Annotated in this window: 9 protein-coding genes; 8 read left to right on the top strand and 1 reads right to left on the bottom strand. The window is 66.2% G+C overall.

Features of this window, described 5'->3' with window-relative positions; all coding sequences use genetic code 11:
* Positions 1-37: 37 nt before the first annotated feature.
* From MARPU_RS05310 to prsT, 3 genes are all read left to right on the top strand, one after another.
* The gene (locus MARPU_RS05310; RefSeq protein ID WP_005220532.1) at positions 38-1654 is read left to right on the top strand and encodes an FAD-binding oxidoreductase; all 1617 of its coding nucleotides are present in this window, start codon (positions 38-40) and stop codon (positions 1652-1654) included.
* 49 nt (positions 1655-1703) lie between these two features.
* Complete coding sequence (locus MARPU_RS05315; protein WP_005220544.1) at positions 1704-2489, top strand: class I SAM-dependent methyltransferase; 786 nt, start codon at positions 1704-1706, stop codon at positions 2487-2489.
* A 131-nt stretch (positions 2490-2620) separates the two neighbouring features.
* On the top strand, positions 2621-6346 hold the full coding sequence (gene prsT, locus MARPU_RS05320) for an XrtA/PEP-CTERM system TPR-repeat protein PrsT (protein ID WP_005220547.1): 3726 nt from the start codon (positions 2621-2623) through the stop codon (positions 6344-6346).
* A gap of 92 nt (positions 6347-6438) precedes the next feature.
* Here prsT and MARPU_RS17490 read toward each other — a convergent pair whose 3' ends face one another.
* Positions 6439-6636: a hypothetical protein gene (locus tag MARPU_RS17490; protein WP_005220549.1), complete on the bottom strand. Its 198-nt coding sequence runs from the start codon at positions 6634-6636 to the stop codon at positions 6439-6441.
* Positions 6637-7235: 599 nt separating this feature from the next.
* On the opposite strand from MARPU_RS17490, the gene MARPU_RS16530 reads away from it, so the two are divergent.
* The 5 genes from MARPU_RS16530 to MARPU_RS05345 all read left to right on the top strand — a co-directional run bounded on the left by MARPU_RS16530 (position 7236) and on the right by MARPU_RS05345 (position 15237).
* On the top strand, positions 7236-9347 hold the full coding sequence (locus tag MARPU_RS16530; RefSeq protein WP_005220551.1) for an AAA family ATPase: 2112 nt from the start codon (positions 7236-7238) through the stop codon (positions 9345-9347).
* The gene (gene prsK, locus MARPU_RS05330; protein ID WP_005220553.1) at positions 9344-11443 is read left to right on the top strand and encodes an XrtA/PEP-CTERM system histidine kinase PrsK; all 2100 of its coding nucleotides are present in this window, start codon (positions 9344-9346) and stop codon (positions 11441-11443) included. Before MARPU_RS16530 ends, prsK begins: the two co-directional genes overlap by 4 nt.
* Complete coding sequence (prsR, locus tag MARPU_RS05335) at positions 11440-12798, top strand: PEP-CTERM-box response regulator transcription factor (protein ID WP_005220555.1); 1359 nt, start codon at positions 11440-11442, stop codon at positions 12796-12798. The genes prsK and prsR overlap by 4 nt, the downstream gene beginning before the upstream one ends.
* A gap of 197 nt (positions 12799-12995) precedes the next feature.
* The gene (locus MARPU_RS05340; RefSeq protein ID WP_005220557.1) at positions 12996-13646 is read left to right on the top strand and encodes an XrtA/PEP-CTERM system exopolysaccharide export protein; all 651 of its coding nucleotides are present in this window, start codon (positions 12996-12998) and stop codon (positions 13644-13646) included.
* A gap of 52 nt (positions 13647-13698) precedes the next feature.
* Complete coding sequence (locus tag MARPU_RS05345; RefSeq protein WP_005220559.1) at positions 13699-15237, top strand: XrtA system polysaccharide chain length determinant; 1539 nt, start codon at positions 13699-13701, stop codon at positions 15235-15237.
* Positions 15238-15394: the final 157 nt, after the last annotated feature.

Consider the following 15394-nt stretch of genomic DNA (forward strand, 5'->3'; position numbering starts at 1 on the left):
GGGAGGGTTACGCGCAATGGAGGCACGGAGGATGTGCATGAGCGATGCTACCGATCTGAACACGGCGCTGGGGCTCTGGAGAGAGCAGCTCGGAATGCAGCGTGTTCTGGTCGGCGAAGCGGCTGAACGCAGGTACGGAGGCGACACCACCGGAACACGGCGTCGGATCGCCGCCGCGCTGTTGGTCGAGGACTCGAACCAGATCGCTCCCCTGGTGAGTGTGGCCGCCCGCCACGGGGTCTCCCTGTACCCCATCAGTACGGGCAGGAACTGGGGCTATGGCAGTGCCCTGCCGGTTCGCGACGACTGTGTGATCGTCGATCTCGGCGAACTGCGGCGGATTCTCGACTTCGACCCCGAACTCGGCGTGGTCACCCTGGAGCCCGGGGTGACTCAGGCGATGCTCGCCGAGTTCCTCGACCAAGGCGCTCACCCCTTCCTGGTGCCGGTGACCGGCGCCGGTCCACACTGCAGCCTGATCGGCAATGCGCTGGAGCGCGGCTACGGCATCACCCCGCATATCGATCATTTCGGCGCATTGACCGATCTCGAGGCGGTGCTCGCCGATGGTTCGGTCTATCGCTCGATGCTCAGCGAGGCCGGGGGCGAGGAGCTAGCCCGGCTGTTTCGCTGGGGTATCGGTCCCTATACCAACGGACTCTTCACCCAGAGCGGATTCGGCATCGTCACCCGCGCGAGCATCGCGCTGGCACGCCGCCCCGAGCGGGTCGGCGTCTTTCTCTTCAGCCTCAGGAACGAGGCGGCGCTCGAGTCGGCCATCATCCGCGTGCGTGACATCCTGCAGCGTCTGCCCGGGGTGGTCGGCGGGGTCAATCTGATGAATCGGCGGCGCGTGCTTGCCATGGCCGCGCCCTATCCGCAGTCGCGTCTCGATCGGCACGGACTGATTCCCCAGGCGGTGATCGAGGAACTCGGCGCCCAGTATCAGGTGCTGCCCTGGACCGGTTTCGGTACCCTCTACGGCTCGGCTGCGATGATGGCCGCGGCGCGCCGCGAGGTCCGTCGCGCGCTCTCGGGGGTCGGCGTGCGGCTGATCTTCCTCAGCCCGGATCGTGCCGGGCAGCTCGCCCGGATCGCGCGTTGGCTGCCCGGTCGTACCGGTCGTAGCCTGGCCAGTACCGCCATGACCCTCGCCAGTTCGCTCGAGCTGGTGGCCGGGCGTCCCAATCAGACGGCGCTGCCGCTGTGCTACTGGCGCAACCCGACGGCGATGGGCGAGGGGGTGCTCGATCCGGCGCGTGACGGTTGTGGTCTGCGCTGGTACTCGCCGCTGGTCCCGATGCGTCCGCGTCAGGTGCGCGAATACGTCGATATGGTCGAGCGCATCGGGTTGGAGCACGGCATCGAGCCCCTGATCACCCTCACCAGTCTCAACGATCGGGTCTTCGACAGCACGGTACCGCTGATCTTCGCCCGTGACGAGAGCGACGCCGGTCAGCGCGCTGCGCGCGCGTGTCATCGCGCGCTGGTGGAGGCCGGGCGCGAGATCGGTTGTTTCCCCTATCGCGTGGGGATCGATGGCATGGGCGAACTCGATAGCCTGCTCGATCACTCCCGGGACTTCAGGCAGCGATTGCGCCAAGCACTCGATCCCGACGGGGTGATCGCGCCCGGTCGTTATGAGGGGGGATGATGTCGCGCCTCTGGACGGACCTCTTCACCGATCAGGAGCTTGCCCGACGATGATGCAGCGTATCCATCTCTTCGAACTCGAGGATCTGCGCCAGCTACCCGCAGCGATCCGCGACGGTATCACCGACTTCCTCGAGTTCGCGGTGCGGGTTCCCGATCTCTATCGCCCGGTGGCGCCGCGTCTCGAGCGTGCGCTGAAGGAGGCCGGTGCGCCGACCATCCTCGATCTCTGCGCCGGCGGTGGTGGTCCCTGGGCGCGGATGCTCGACCAGCTCGGCCCGGTTCGTGCCGGCGAAGTCCGCGTGCTGGTGAGTGACCTCTATCCCAATCGCACGGCCCTGGCGCGGTTGCGTGAACGGGCCGGGTCACGGGTGGAGGTGGTCGAACGTTCGGTGAGCGCGATGGCGGTGCCGGTCGAGTTCGATGGATTCCGCACCCTGTTCTCCGCCTTTCATCATTTCCGCCCCTCCGAGGCTCGGGCGATCCTTGCCGATGCCGTCGAGCAGGGGCGCGGGATCGCGGTGTTCGAGTCGACTCAGCGTCATCCGCTGTTGCTGCTCTATATGCTCTTCACCCCGCTGTTGGTGCTGCTCGTCACGCCCTTTATCCGTCCCTTTCGCTGGAGCCGACTGTTCTGGACCTATCTGATCCCGGCGATTCCGCTGGCGGTAATGTTCGACGGTATCGTCTCCTGTCTGCGCACCTACAGCGTCGCCGAACTCGATGTGCTCACCCGTGGGCTTGATCGCGAGGGTTATCGCTGGGAGCGTGGCGTGGCACGGCTGGGACCCTTGCCGGTGGGGGTGACCTATCTCATCGGATTGCCGGGGCGCTGAGCGGGCAACTGCCCCGGGTCCTGGTGTGTGTCAGTGATCGCGCCGACGCCACACTCGTGCAGCGAACGTGACGGCGTGTCGTGCTGGCCTCGGACGCCCTGCCTCGAGGCCATTTCGCAAGAGGATGATTGATGTCGCGTGCAACGAAAATGATCGAACTGGCCGCTGTCTCCACGGCACTGACGCTGTTGAGCGGGGCTGCCCTGGCCACCTCCGCCGACCCCCTGCAGCGCGGCGCCGCCGCTCTCGCCGATGGTGAGCCGCGGGTGGCGGTCATCGAGCTGAAAAATGCCCTGCAGGTCGATCCCCGCAATGCCCAGGCGAGGGCTCTGCTCGGCCGTGCTCTGCTCGCGCAGGGGGATGTCAATGCCGCGGCCCAGGAGTTCGAGCGTGCGCAGCGACTCGGCGCCGATGCCGTGCTGCTCCAGCCCTGGCTCGCCCGCACCTGGCTGCGCCGTGGCGAGTTCGAGCAGTTGCGCGTGCTCGAGCTGACGCCGGAGTTGTCGCCCGCACATCGCGTCGAGCTGCTCGCGCTGCGTGCCGAGGCCGAGCTGGCCGACGGCGAGTCGAGTACGGCGCGGGCGACACTCGAGCATGCCGCCGCGCTGCTGCCCGGTGCGCCCGCGGTACAGCTCGCCCTGGCCCGCGTCGAGGTTGCCGAGGGCGCGCTCGGCGAGGCACGCGCACGGCTCGCGACCCTGCTCGAAAACGCCCCGGAGACAACCCGGGCCTGGTCGTTGAGCGGGGAGCTGGCGCGCCAGGCTGGTGACATGGACGCGGCCGAGGCGGCCTTTTCGCAGGCCTTGGACGACCCGCTGGAGCAGGCCCAGGCACGACTCAACCGGGCTTATGTGCGGATCCAAGACGGTCGCTTCGATGCGGCTCAGGCCGATCTCGATCAATTGCGCCGCGCCGCGCCCGACAATCCGCTGATCAAGTATGCGCAGGGCTTGCTGTTCTACAGCCGTGAGGACTATGCCGCCGCGATCGAGCAGCTGGATGCCGCGCTCGGTGCGCTGCCCGATTTCGCGCCGGCGCAGTCGCTGGCGGGGGCGACGCGACTGGCGCTGGGTGAGCCCGAACTCGCGCGCATCCATCTCGAGCGCGCCCGCTCGCTGCGTCCGGATGATGTATCGACCCAGCGGTTGTTGGCCATGACCCTGTTGCAGCAGGGCGAGGCGGTCAAGGCCGAGCGGCTGGCGCGCGTGGTGCTCGAGCGTCAACCCGAGGATCTCGCCACCATGGATCTGCTGGCAAGCGCCCTGCTGCGGCAGGGCCGGCGCGAGGAGAGCCTACCCTATCTGCGTCGGGTCAAGGCGGGACTGCCAGACTCCCCGGTGGCCAGCGCGCGGCTCGGTGCGGCGCTGCTCGCCGACCCCGGATCCGACGAGGGCATGCTGGAGTTGCAGGCTGCGCTGGCGCAGGATCCCGGTTTTCAGGGCGCGGCCGAACAGCTGGTGATCGGCCGACTGGCGCGTGGCGAACTCGACCAGGCACTGGCTGCGGCGCGTGACTACCGTGATCGTCACCCCGACTCGGCGCGCGCCCACACCCTGCTCGGGGTGGTCGAGTTGCGTCGCGCGGCGCCGCAGGCTGCGCGCGCGGCATTCGAGCGGGCGCTGGTACTGGATGCCTCGGATCTCACCGCGACCACCGGACTGGCGACCCTGGCGCTCGCGCGTCAGGAGCTTGCCGAGGCGCGGCGGCTGTTCGACCGGAGCCTGGAGGCGCGCCCCGACGATCCACGGGTGCTGGTCGCCCTGGCCCGGATTGCACTGACCGAGGGTGAGACCGGACAGGCGCTGGCGCTGCTCGAGCGGGCGGTGACGCGCAACCCCGATACACTGGCCCCCAGACTCTATCTGGCCGCCTATCAGTTGCGTCAGGATGAGACTGCGCTGGCGCTCGAGACGCTCGACGCGGCGCGCTTACGCTTTGGCGAGACCCCGGTGCTTCTCGGTCTGATCGCGGATGCGCAGCTCGCGCTCGCGCGTCACGGTGCTGCTCGCGATACCTTGATGCGTCTGGTCGAGCTGGCGCCTGCCGATCCTCGGGTGCGGGTCGCCCTGGCGACCAGCCTGGTGGGGTTGGAGGAGTTCGCCGCCGCGCGCGATCAGCTCGATCGTGCCCTGGAACTCGATCCCGAGTTCGCGCCGGCGCTTTCCTGGTCGTCGCGTCTGGCGCTCGCCGGGGGCGAGTTCGACCAGGCCGAGGCGCAGTTGGAAAAGCTGCGTCAGGTCCGGGGCGCGCTCGATGCCGATGTGTTGCTGATCCAGGGGCAGCTGGCGCAGCAGCGCGGTGACCTGTCGAGCGTCGCCGATGCCTTTACCGAGCTGCTCGAGGGCGCGAGTGACGATCCCGCGCTCGGCCTCGACCCGCAGCGTCTCGACGCCGCCGAGCAGTTGGTGCTCGGTCAGGTGCGACGCGGTGACCTGGCCGCCGCGATCGATGCCGCGCGCGCACTCTGTGCGCGTGAACCCGATGCCGCGCGACCGCGTGCGCTGCTCGGGATGATCTATCTGCGCGCCGATCAGCGCGAGGCGGCGGCAACGGCCTTCGCCGAGGCGCTCGATCGCGACCCCGGCATGGCGATGGCAGTCGACGGACTGGTCTCGCTCGACCTCGAGAGCGATGATCTCGACACCGCCGCGGGGCGTTATCGCCGCGCGCTGGAGGCGGCGCCCGGAGATGCAGAGCTGTTGATCGGTCAGGCGCGGCTGGCGCTGCTGCGCGAGGATCCGCAAGGCGCGCAGCAGGCCCTCGAGGCGGCACTGCTGGCCAACCCCGAGCAGCTGCGTCCGCGGCTCTATCTGGCGGCCTACCAGCTGCAGCGTGGCCAGCCACAAGAGGCCCTCGACGTACTTGACGCCGTGGCCGCCGCCCATGCCGACGCCCCCGATCTGCTCGGCCTGCGCGCCGAGGCCCAGCTTGCGCTGGGGGACAACGAGGCTGCCCGTCAGAGTCTGGTGGCGTTGGCTCGTTTGCAGCCAAGCGCGCCCGGGGTATTGACCGCCCTGGCGACCGCCGAGGCGCGACTGGGACGCATGGCGTTGGCCGAGGAGGCGCTGCAACGGGCCCTGGAGCAGGCGCCCGATTCGGCTGCCGCGCATGCTGGGCTGGTCCGGCTGGCGTTGACCGCAGAGGACGTGGTGCTGGCCGGTGAGCGGCTCGAGGCGCTGCGTGCGGTGGTCGGTGAGGAGCACCCTGAGGTGTTGTTACTCGAGGGGCTGGTCGCTGATCAGACGGGGGATGACGTGGCTGCGCTGGCGAGCTATCGACGCCTGTTCGAGATGATGCCGAACTCGGTCAATCTGCTGCGGCTGGCGCGTGCGCAGCGCCAGACCGATGACCCCGCGGCGGCTGTTGCAACCTTGGAGGATTGGCTCGTGGAGCATCCCGAGGATGTTCCGATTCAGTTCAACCTGGCGCAGATGCACATGGAGGTCGGGCAGTTGTCGGAGGCCATTGCCGCCTTCGAGCAGACCATCGAGATCGCACCGGAGCATGCCATTGCGCTCAACAACCTGGCTTGGTTGATTCGTGATCGGGACCGTGCGCGCGCGCTGGACTATGCGCGTCGCGCCTATGCCGTGGCACCAGAGTCGGCGGACGTGGCCGACACCTTGGCGGTGGTGTTGTTCGAGGAGAAGGCCCTCGACGAGGCGAGGCGGGTCATCGACGAGGCCCAGGCGCTCGCGCCGAGGAGTGCGACGGTACGCTTCCACAAAGCGCAGATCCTGGTCGCTCAGGGGCTCGACGACGAAGCCAGACGGTTGCTCGAGTCGACCCTTGTCGACGTCGAGGATTTTCCTGAGCGCGCCGCGGCCGAGTCGTTGCTCGCTCGTCTCGGTCGCTGAATTCCTCGCTCTCGCCCCGTCCGGGGAGAGGTCGCACATCCGCCATCGGACACGACCTGTCGGTCACGGCCGACAGGTCGTGTCCGTGCGTGTCAGGTCAGCGCCTGGTGGCTGGCGTGGTGCTCCTTGTCATAGCGTTGCAGCAGACAGCGATAGACATTGACCAGGACCTCCTCTCTGAAGGTGGCCGGCGGGGTCAGGTCGGCGATCTCGCGCCGGTAGTGGTCGATACGTGCGTCGAGATTCATTTCATCGATTGCAACGTCGTTATCGTTCTGGTGCTTTTGCATGATTCGGCCTGCTTGTCGTGCGTGAAGTGGGTTTGAGCGCTGGGACGGGCATTGCCGTTCCGTGCCGGGTGAGCGGCCCGCTCTAGGCAGCAAAGTACGTGCCTTTCTGGTCTTCATGAGCGACATCCGTATCTGCCTGGCTGCGAGGGCCTTGTCGGAGCCTCAGTGGTGTTGTCATACGCGGCGTGAGAACGGTTGTGTGCGAACTGGTCGTGGTGCAATGGATCGTCCACCGTATTCACATTGCTGCCGTCCGACCCGAGTGTCAGAATCTGACGGCCTGTTGCCAGTGCTGTCCCTCGTCTTGCTGTGTTCGTCCTTGAGGGGGGCTGACACGCGGTCGCGGTCAGCTTCGGTGTTGCAGTGGGCGTGGCTGCTCACACGCCACTGCGGGATGCGTGTGCCAGGTGCGTCTTATTTTCCGATATGCGTAATTGCGATCTGGTCCTTGTATTGCAATGCCGACTGCATGCGTGCAGGGGTGATGCCGGCATTTCGGACAGCGCGCCGCAGCGCGTCGGTGCCGCAGCGACTACTCCTCGCGATCTTTACCACGAAAAGCGTCGCGCCGCCAGGTCGATCAGAGGTCTTGAGTCATCATGTACGAGCATTTCTATGCCCTCGGGGCTGATCCGTTTCGCCTGAGCCCGGATCATCGTTTCTGTTTCACCCACAGGAACTACGCCCGTGCGCGCTCCTATATCGATTATGCGCTGCACCGTGGCGAGGGGTTCGTCATGATCACCGGTCGGCCGGGAACAGGCAAGACCACGCTGATCAATGACCTGCTCGATCGTCTGCCGACACAGGAGGTGTCCGTCTCCATGCTGGTCAGCACCCAGCTGGCCGCCGAGGATCTGCTGCGGATGACCGCTCACGGCTTCGGGCTGAGTGCGGGCGCTCCGCGCAAGGCCGATGTGTTACAGGGACTGATGGCATTCCTCGAGCGCCAGCACCAGGCCGGGCGGCGCGCCCTGCTGATCATCGACGAGGCGCAGGATCTGGCCGCCTCGGCGCTCGAGGAGCTGCGGCTGCTGACCAACCTGCAGCGCCAGGGACGCCCGCTGCTGCAGATCGTACTGGTTGGCCAGGAGCGGCTGCGCGAGCTGGTGCAGGGGCCGGATATGGAGCAGGTCCACCAGCGGCTGGTCGCGGCCTGGCATCTCGAGCCGCTGGGACCGGTCGAGACCCTGGCCTATGTCCGCCACCGTCTGGAGAAGGGCGGTTGGCATGGTGATCCGGAGTTCGCACCCGGCGTGTTGCGTACCGTCTTCGAGTTCAGCGGCGGGGTGCCGCGTCGGATCAACCTGATCTGCAGCCGGTTGCTGCTGCACGGCTTCATCGAGGAGCGTCACCTGATCAGCGCCGAGGAGGCCGAAGGGGTGCTCGATGAGTTGCAGCAGGAGTCGCTGAGCGGTGCGTCACCGGAGATCGATGTCGATTGGGATGCGCTCGACCAAGGGCTGTACGCGCCCCCCGAGCCTGCTCCGGTAATCGCCGAGGCGCCGCTCCCCGAAGAGCCTCCGCTGGCGCAGGTGTCTCCGCCACCACTAGTCGATCGTGCTCCGCCCGCAAGCCTTGCCGCTGAGTCCGCGCCTGTACTCGAGGAGGTCGTGGATGGCGAGGTGGCGCCACCTGATGACGAGTTCCTGTTGCGCGAGGCGGTGTTGCTGCCCGATGAACTCGATGACCTCGTCACTGAACCAGAGGTCGCTCCTGGTCGGCGTCGCTCGCCCGCGCGCTGGGTCGTGGGTGGCGGTGCTCTGGCCGCCGGCTGTCTGCTCGCTGGCTTCTATCTGCTCCAGCCGCAGCAGGCTGTCGAGTTGGGACGAGCGACAATCGCGTGGGTGGCTCGATCGCTGCCCGAGTTGGTGGCTGGGGTGGTGCCGCCGCCGGACGATCGAATCGTTCGGATCTCGTCGACAGATGAGCCGTCACCGGTCGTGCCCGAGGTCTCGTCGTCTGCGGCCACGACGGACGGAACGGCGACGATCACGCCGCTGATCGAGGAGCCGCGTGCGGCGCCGCACCCGGCGCTGATCGTGGCCGAGACCACTCCCGAGTCCGCCGAGCCTCGCGCGCTCGCCCCCTCTCGTCCAGCGATTGCGGTGGCTGACGTGGGGGCGTCGAGTGCGCGCGCCGCTGACCAGATAGTGTCCGAGAAGCAACCGGTCGAGGATGGTGTGCCAGTGGTCGTGGCCACCTCGACCGAGATCGCCGAGCAGCCTCCGGTGCTCAGGGTCGCTGATCTCCGCTCGGTCGTGCCGTCTCCGTTGGCCGCCGTTGCACCGGTTGCCGACAGATCCACGGTGGAGCGTGAGGTGGCGCGCGCGCCCTGGCCGGCGTCGCTCCAGGTGGTCTTTGGCTGGAACAGCACCGAGGTCGAGGGGCGTTTTGCAGGGCGACTCGATGTGCTGATCGAGGCGTATCGATCGCGTGACGATCTTGGGGTCGAGGTCGTCGGTTACTCCGATAGTCTCGGTGACCCTGCCTACAATCTCGACTTGTCGCGTCGCCGTGCGCAGGCGGTTGCCGACTATCTGGTTGCTGGCGGTCTCGATCCTGAGCGGTTGCGGATCGAGGGCCGAGGTCCGGTCGAGCCGGAGGCCTTGGAGGGGCAGTCGGCCGAGGCGGCCGGGTCGCGCGGTCGCATGGTCGAGGTCGCTCCCTATGCGCCAGAGGGTGTGGAGATGGATGAGGAGAACGGATGAGCGTGGCCACCATCAGCTATGCGGCCGCACTGATCGCCTATCTGGTACTGACCCTGTTGCTGGTCACCGCGTGGCGCGGACGCCTGCTGGGGCTGTTTGCGCTGGTGGCGAGCATGGCAGGCGTCTGCTGGGCGGCGATCGTGCTGGCGATGGTGCATGGTCTGCTGCCCGCAGGGCATTGGTCGGCGGTGGCCGAGCTGGTCCGGAGTGCGGCTTGGTTCATCTTCCTGTCGCGGGTGTTGGTCGTTGAGTACGACCCGAGTCAGCTGCGTTTCTGGGCGCGAGCACCGTGGTGGGTGATCTGCGGTGGCGCGCTGCTCACCTTGGGGGTGCCGTTGCTCGAGGTCCCGCTCGGCCTCGACGGTGCCCAGGTGATCAATGCGATGCTACTCGGCTGGGTGCTGTGGTCGATCTTCGGCCTGGTGTTGCTCGAGCAGATCTTCCGCAACCGCCGTCCCGAGCAGCGCTGGGGTATCAAGCACCTGTGTCTCGGGGTCGGGGCGGTGTTCGCCTTCGACCTGTATTTCTTCTCCGATGCCTTGTTGCTGCATCGGATCGATCCCGTGCTGTGGCAGGCACGTGGCCTGGTGCATGCCTTGGTGGTGCCGTTGATCGCGGTCTCGGCGGCGCGTAATCCGAGCTGGTCGCTGGAGGTGCACGTCTCGCGGCATGCGGTGTTCCACTCCGCCACGCTGACCGCCGCCGGGCTCTATCTGTTGGCGATGGCTGCGGCGGGTTACTACATCCGCTATTTCGGCGGCGCCTGGGGGGCGGTGCTGCAGATCACTTTCCTGTTCGCGGCCCTGCTGTTCCTGCTGGCGGTGCTGTTCTCGGGGCAGCTGCGCGCGCGCCTGCGGGTCCTGCTCAGCAAGCACTTCTTCAGCTTCAAGTACGACTATCGCGAGGAATGGCTGGGCTTCACCACGGCACTGTCGCGTCCCGGCGTGGCGTTGCCGGAGGCGGTGATCTCGGCGCTCGGCGGGATCGTCAACAGCCCAGGGGGGATGCTCTGGGTGAAAGGTGAGCACGACGCGTTCGAGTTCTGTGCCCAGAGCCATCTGGGCGAGCCGCAGGCGCAGATCCTCGCTGCCGACGCACCGATGATCATCTTCTTGGCGAACAGTGGCTGGGTGGTCGATCTCGAGGAGTATCGCAACCATCCGGAGCGCTACCAGGGGTTCTCGACACCGCCCTGGCTCGAGTCGCTGGCCGATGCCTGGCTGGTCATCCCATTGCTGCACCGTGAGTCGCTGTGCGGTTTCGTGGTGCTGGCCCGTCCGGGAGGCGCCGGGGCGCTGAACTGGGAGGACCGCTCACTGTTGCGTACCGCGGGTCGTCAGGCGGCCACCCATGTCGCTCAGCACCTGGCCGACCAAGCCCTGATCAGGGCGCGTCAGTTCGAGGCATTCAGCCAGCTCTCGGCCTATGTCGCCCATGACCTCAAGAACCTGCTCGCCCAGCAGTCGCTGCTGGTCTCCAATGCCGAGCGCCATCGCGATAATCCTGCCTTTTTCGATGATGTCATCCGTACCGTGCGCAGCTCGGTCGAGCGCATGACTCGATTGATGGAACAGTTGCGCGATGGTGTGCGCGGCGAGGCGCCGCAGCGACTGAGTCTCGCGCCCTTGCTGGAGGAGTTAGTGCGCGGGCGTGGCGGGTATGCGCCGGTGCCGGTGTTCGAGGCACCGTTATCGTCGCTGTATGTGAGCGCCGATCGCGAGCGTTTGCTGACTGTGTTCGGTCATTTGGTGCAAAATGCGCAGGAGGCGACCACGCCGGAAGGATGCGTGGTGGTGCGCCTGTTCGCCGAGGGCCGATTCGCAATCGTCGAGATCGAGGACGATGGCATCGGCATGTCGCAGGAATTCGTTCGAGAGCGGCTGTTCAAGCCCTTCGATTCCACCAAGGGTTTGACCGGAATGGGGATCGGTGCATTCGAGAGTCGGGAGTTCGTCCGGCTGCTCGGCGGTGATCTTTTGGTGCGCAGCCAGCCGGGGGAAGGTACGCTGTTTCGTGTATGCTTGCCGCTGGACGGCGAGTTGCAAAAAGAGGGGGAGGGGACCGTGCACGCCGGGCATCATGGAGTGGCCTCATGAAAGGCTCGGACAAGTGTCTGTTGGTCGTCGAGGACGACCCCGGGTTGCAGAGCCAGCTGCGCTGGTGTTTCGACGGTTTCGAGGTGGTGCTCGCCGGTGATCGGCGCGAGGCGCTGGCTCAGTTGCGTCGTTACCGCCCCAGTGTGGTCACCCTGGACCTTGGCCTGCCTCCCGACCCTGGTGGCGTGAGCGAGGGCCTCGCGCTGCTCGAGGAGATCGTCGCCCTGGCCCCTCAGACCAAGGTCGTAGTGGTCACCGGCAACGATGATCGCAGCCACGCGCTCAAGGCGATCAGCCTCGGGGCCTACGATTTCTATCTCAAGCCAATCGATGCCGAGACCCTCAATCTGGTGGTCGAGCGCGGTCATCGGCTGCATGCGCTCGAGACCGAGAACCTTCGTCTGCAGCACAGTCAGATGGACTCACCGCTGCGTGGCATCATCGCCAGTAGTACGCCGATGCTCGAGGTCTGTCGCGCGGTCGAGAAGGTTGCGCCGACCGATGTCACCACCCTGATCCTCGGCGAGAGCGGGACCGGCAAGGAGCTGTTTGCCCGCGCCCTGCACGAGATGGGGCCGCGCGCCTCGGGCCGGCTGGTGGCGATCAACTGTGCCGCCATCCCCGAGAACCTGCTCGAGAGTGAGCTGTTCGGCTACGAGAAGGGAGCCTTCACCGGCGCGGTCAAGCAGACCCGGGGCAAGATCGAATACGCCGACGGTGGCACCCTGTTTCTCGACGAAATCGGCGACCTGTCGCAGCCGCTTCAGGCAAAACTGCTGCGTTTCTTGCAAGAGCGGGTGATCGAGCGTGTCGGTGGTCGTCAGGAGATTCCGGTCGACCTGCGGGTGATCTGCGCGACCCACCGCGATCTGCGGGCACAGATCGCCGAAGGGAGTTTTCGCGAGGATCTCTTTTATCGGGTCAGCGAGGTGACCATCACCCTGCCGCCGTTGCGCGATCGCGAGGGTGATCTGCTGGTGCTCGCCCGCGCCTTTCTTGAGCGCTATAACCGTGAGTATGCCAAGACGGTTCGCGGTTTCACCAAGGATGCGCTCGCGGCGATGGAGACCTACAACTGGTCCGGTAATGTGCGCGAACTCGAGAGTCGGGTCAGGCGAGCGGTGATTATGGCCGATGGGCAACAGCTGACGCCCGCCGATCTCGAGCTGGCACCAGTCGGCGTCGAGCCGGCCCTGCCGCTGAGCCTGCAGCAGGTCCGTGAACAGGCCGAGACCCGGGCGATCCGCCAGGCGCTTGCCCGGGTCGACGGCAATATCACCCAGGCCGCGCGGTTGCTGGGCGTGACCCGGCCGACCCTGTACGGCCTGCTCGATAAATACGGACTCAAGGAATGAGACCGTGATGACCTGGATAGTGTGATCGATTTTACACGATAAGTGTTTGTCGCTTTGTCCTCGTGGTTTGCGCCGCATCTATGCAACGCATGGTGGGGTACGGTCAGCAAAGATAATGCACTAGCTGCGATCGGCCTCGCCGAGCGCGGTATCGGACCAGGGCCAGTCCCTGGAGTTTGGTTACAGGGGGAACACTGTTGAGCGCGAATCTTGGATCGATCGACGGCGTCTGGTCGCGGCTGTGCCTGGGCGCGGTGCTGGTCCTGCTGGCCGGTTGTTCTGGTTCCGGCAAGGACCTGCCGCCGGTCCCGCCGGAGCAGCGCGAGCTGGCGGTACAGCAGGGATACTTCTACGAGATCGCCCCGGGCGATTCGGTCAGCATCTTCGTCTGGGGTCTCAACGACCTCTCGGGAACGGTTCCCGTGCGCCCCGACGGCATGCTCACCACACCGCTGATCGAGGACATGCCGGCGAGCGGCAAGACCCCGTCGCAGCTCGCCCGCGATCTCGAGAAGGAGTATGCGGTCTATGTCCGCTCGCCGATCGTCACCGTGATCGTCAAGGGCTTCATCGGCTTGCCCTCACAGCAGGTGCGAGTCATCGGTGAGGCGGTGACGCCAGCAGCGGTGCCGTTTCGCAAGCACATGACCCTGCTCGACCTGATGATCGCCGTCGGCGGGCTGACTGATTTTGCCGCTGGCAACAAGTCGGTGCTGGTGCGCTACTACGGTGGCGAGCGACAGGAGTACTCGGTACGGCTGGATGACCTCATTCGCGATGGTGAAATCGCTGAGAACGTGAGCTTGCTCCCGGGCGATATCCTGATTATCCCCGAAGCTTGGTTCTGAAGCCGCGCAGCTGCTCGGCATGATGCAGACTTAGACTGATAAGAGGACGGCGATGCACGAACTCCTGGCCCAACTGTTCGGCTATGCGCGCGGCATGTGGCGTTACCGCTGGCTCGCGCTCGTCGTCGCCTGGGCGATCGCGATTGCCGGATGGACCATCGTCTCGCGTATCCCCGATGAGTACCGCTCCTCGGCGCGGGTATTCGTCGACACCAACAGCGTGCTGCGGCCACTGCTGCGCGGCCTGACCATCCAGCCGGATCTGGTGCAGCGTGTGGCGCTGATGAGCCGGATGCTGCTGAGTCGGCCGAATCTGGAAAAGATCATCCGTATGAGCGATCTCGACCTGAAGCTGCGCACCGAGGCCGAGCGCGAGCGGTTGATCAGCGATCTCGGCAACAAGATCAAGATTCGTGGCGATCGCTCCAACCCCTCGCTCTATACCATCTCCTTCGAGGATCGCGATCCCCAGAGCGCCAAGCTGGTGGTGCAGTCGCTGGTGTCGATCTTCATCGAGGAGGCGCTGGTGAGCGATCAGCGCGCCACCTCTACCGCTCAGGACTTCCTCGATCAGGAGATCGAGGAGTACGAGGCGCGGCTGCGTGATTCCGAACATCGTCTCGCCGACTTCAAGCGTCGCTATGCCGGGTTGCTGTCGGGAGATATCGGCGGCTATTACTCCAATCTCCAGTCGGCGCAGAAGGAACTCAAGGATGCCGAACTGACCCTGCAGGAGGCCAAGCGGCGGCGTGATCAGCTCCAGCAGCAGATCGAGACCCAGGAGCAGGCACTCGAGAGCGCCGAGGAGCTGGTTCCGCAACTGCCCGATGATCCGCGCATTGCCGCACTGCAGACCAAGCTCGACGAATTGCTGCTGCGCTACACCGAGCGTCACCCCGACGTCATCGAGCTGCGCCGGCTGATCCGCGAGATCCGTTCGCGTCAGCAGCAGCGTACCGAGGTCGCCGGCAGCGCGCTGATGGCCACCACGGTGCAGGCTGACAGTCTCTATGGCAGTCTGCGGGTGGCGCTCAGTCAGGCCGACGCCCAGGTCGCTGCGCTACAGGCGCGGGTCGATGATCATGGCCAGCGGGTGCGTGATCTCGATCAGAAGATCGACACCATTCCAGAGATTGAAGCCGAGCTGACCCAGCTCACGCGTAACTACAAGACGATCGTCGCCCAGCACGCCGAACTGCTCGAGCGGCGTGAATCGGCGCGGCTCTCGAGCGAGGTCGAGAAGACCGCCGAGGGGGTCAAGTTCCGCGTCATCGATCCACCAGTGGCACCGCTCAAGCCCTCGGCGCCGAACCGGCTGCTGCTCGCCAGCGGCGTGCTACTGGTCGCCCTCGGTGGCGGGCTGCTCGCTGCCCTGGCAATGGATCTGGTTCGTCCCGTGTTCGACGATCGGCGGCTGCTCTATCGTGCCACCGGCCTGCCGGTGCTCGGTACCGTGGCCCTGGTGCGCTCGCCTACCGAACGCAGACGTGAGCGAATCATGCTGATCCCGTTCTTCGCGATGACGGCAGGCCTGGCGGTCGCCTTCATCTTCGTTGTCTCCGGTCTGCCGCTGTTGCAGTCTCTCATCTAGTCCGACGCACGGACATGCAGGGGGTATCCTTGTGAGTACCATCGAAAAGGCCATTGCCAAGATCGGTCGCCAGGGCGCAGCGGAGTCTGGCGCTGTCGATTCGCCCGCTGGTTGGGCACCGTCAGCAGGGAGGCATGGGCATGCATCGGAGGGATCC

This window comes from Marichromatium purpuratum 984 (assembly GCF_000224005.2).
GTDB lineage: Bacteria > Pseudomonadota > Gammaproteobacteria > Chromatiales > Chromatiaceae > Marichromatium > Marichromatium purpuratum.

What these genes read in the sequence shown, in the direction of transcription:
- MARPU_RS05310 (WP_005220532.1), top strand. Translation starts at nt 38, where the DNA reads ATGAGCGATGCTACCGATCTGAACACGGCGCTGGGGCTCTGGAGAGAG.
- MARPU_RS05315 (WP_005220544.1), top strand. Translation starts at nt 1,704, where the DNA reads ATGATGCAGCGTATCCATCTCTTCGAACTCGAGGATCTGCGCCAGCTA.
- prsT (WP_005220547.1), top strand. Translation starts at nt 2,621, where the DNA reads ATGTCGCGTGCAACGAAAATGATCGAACTGGCCGCTGTCTCCACGGCA.
- MARPU_RS17490 (WP_005220549.1), bottom strand. Translation starts at nt 6,636, where the DNA reads ATGCAAAAGCACCAGAACGATAACGACGTTGCAATCGATGAAATGAAT.
- MARPU_RS16530 (WP_005220551.1), top strand. Translation starts at nt 7,236, where the DNA reads ATGTACGAGCATTTCTATGCCCTCGGGGCTGATCCGTTTCGCCTGAGC.
- prsK (WP_005220553.1), top strand. Translation starts at nt 9,344, where the DNA reads ATGAGCGTGGCCACCATCAGCTATGCGGCCGCACTGATCGCCTATCTG.
- prsR (WP_005220555.1), top strand. Translation starts at nt 11,440, where the DNA reads ATGAAAGGCTCGGACAAGTGTCTGTTGGTCGTCGAGGACGACCCCGGG.
- MARPU_RS05345 (WP_005220559.1), top strand. Translation starts at nt 13,699, where the DNA reads ATGCACGAACTCCTGGCCCAACTGTTCGGCTATGCGCGCGGCATGTGG.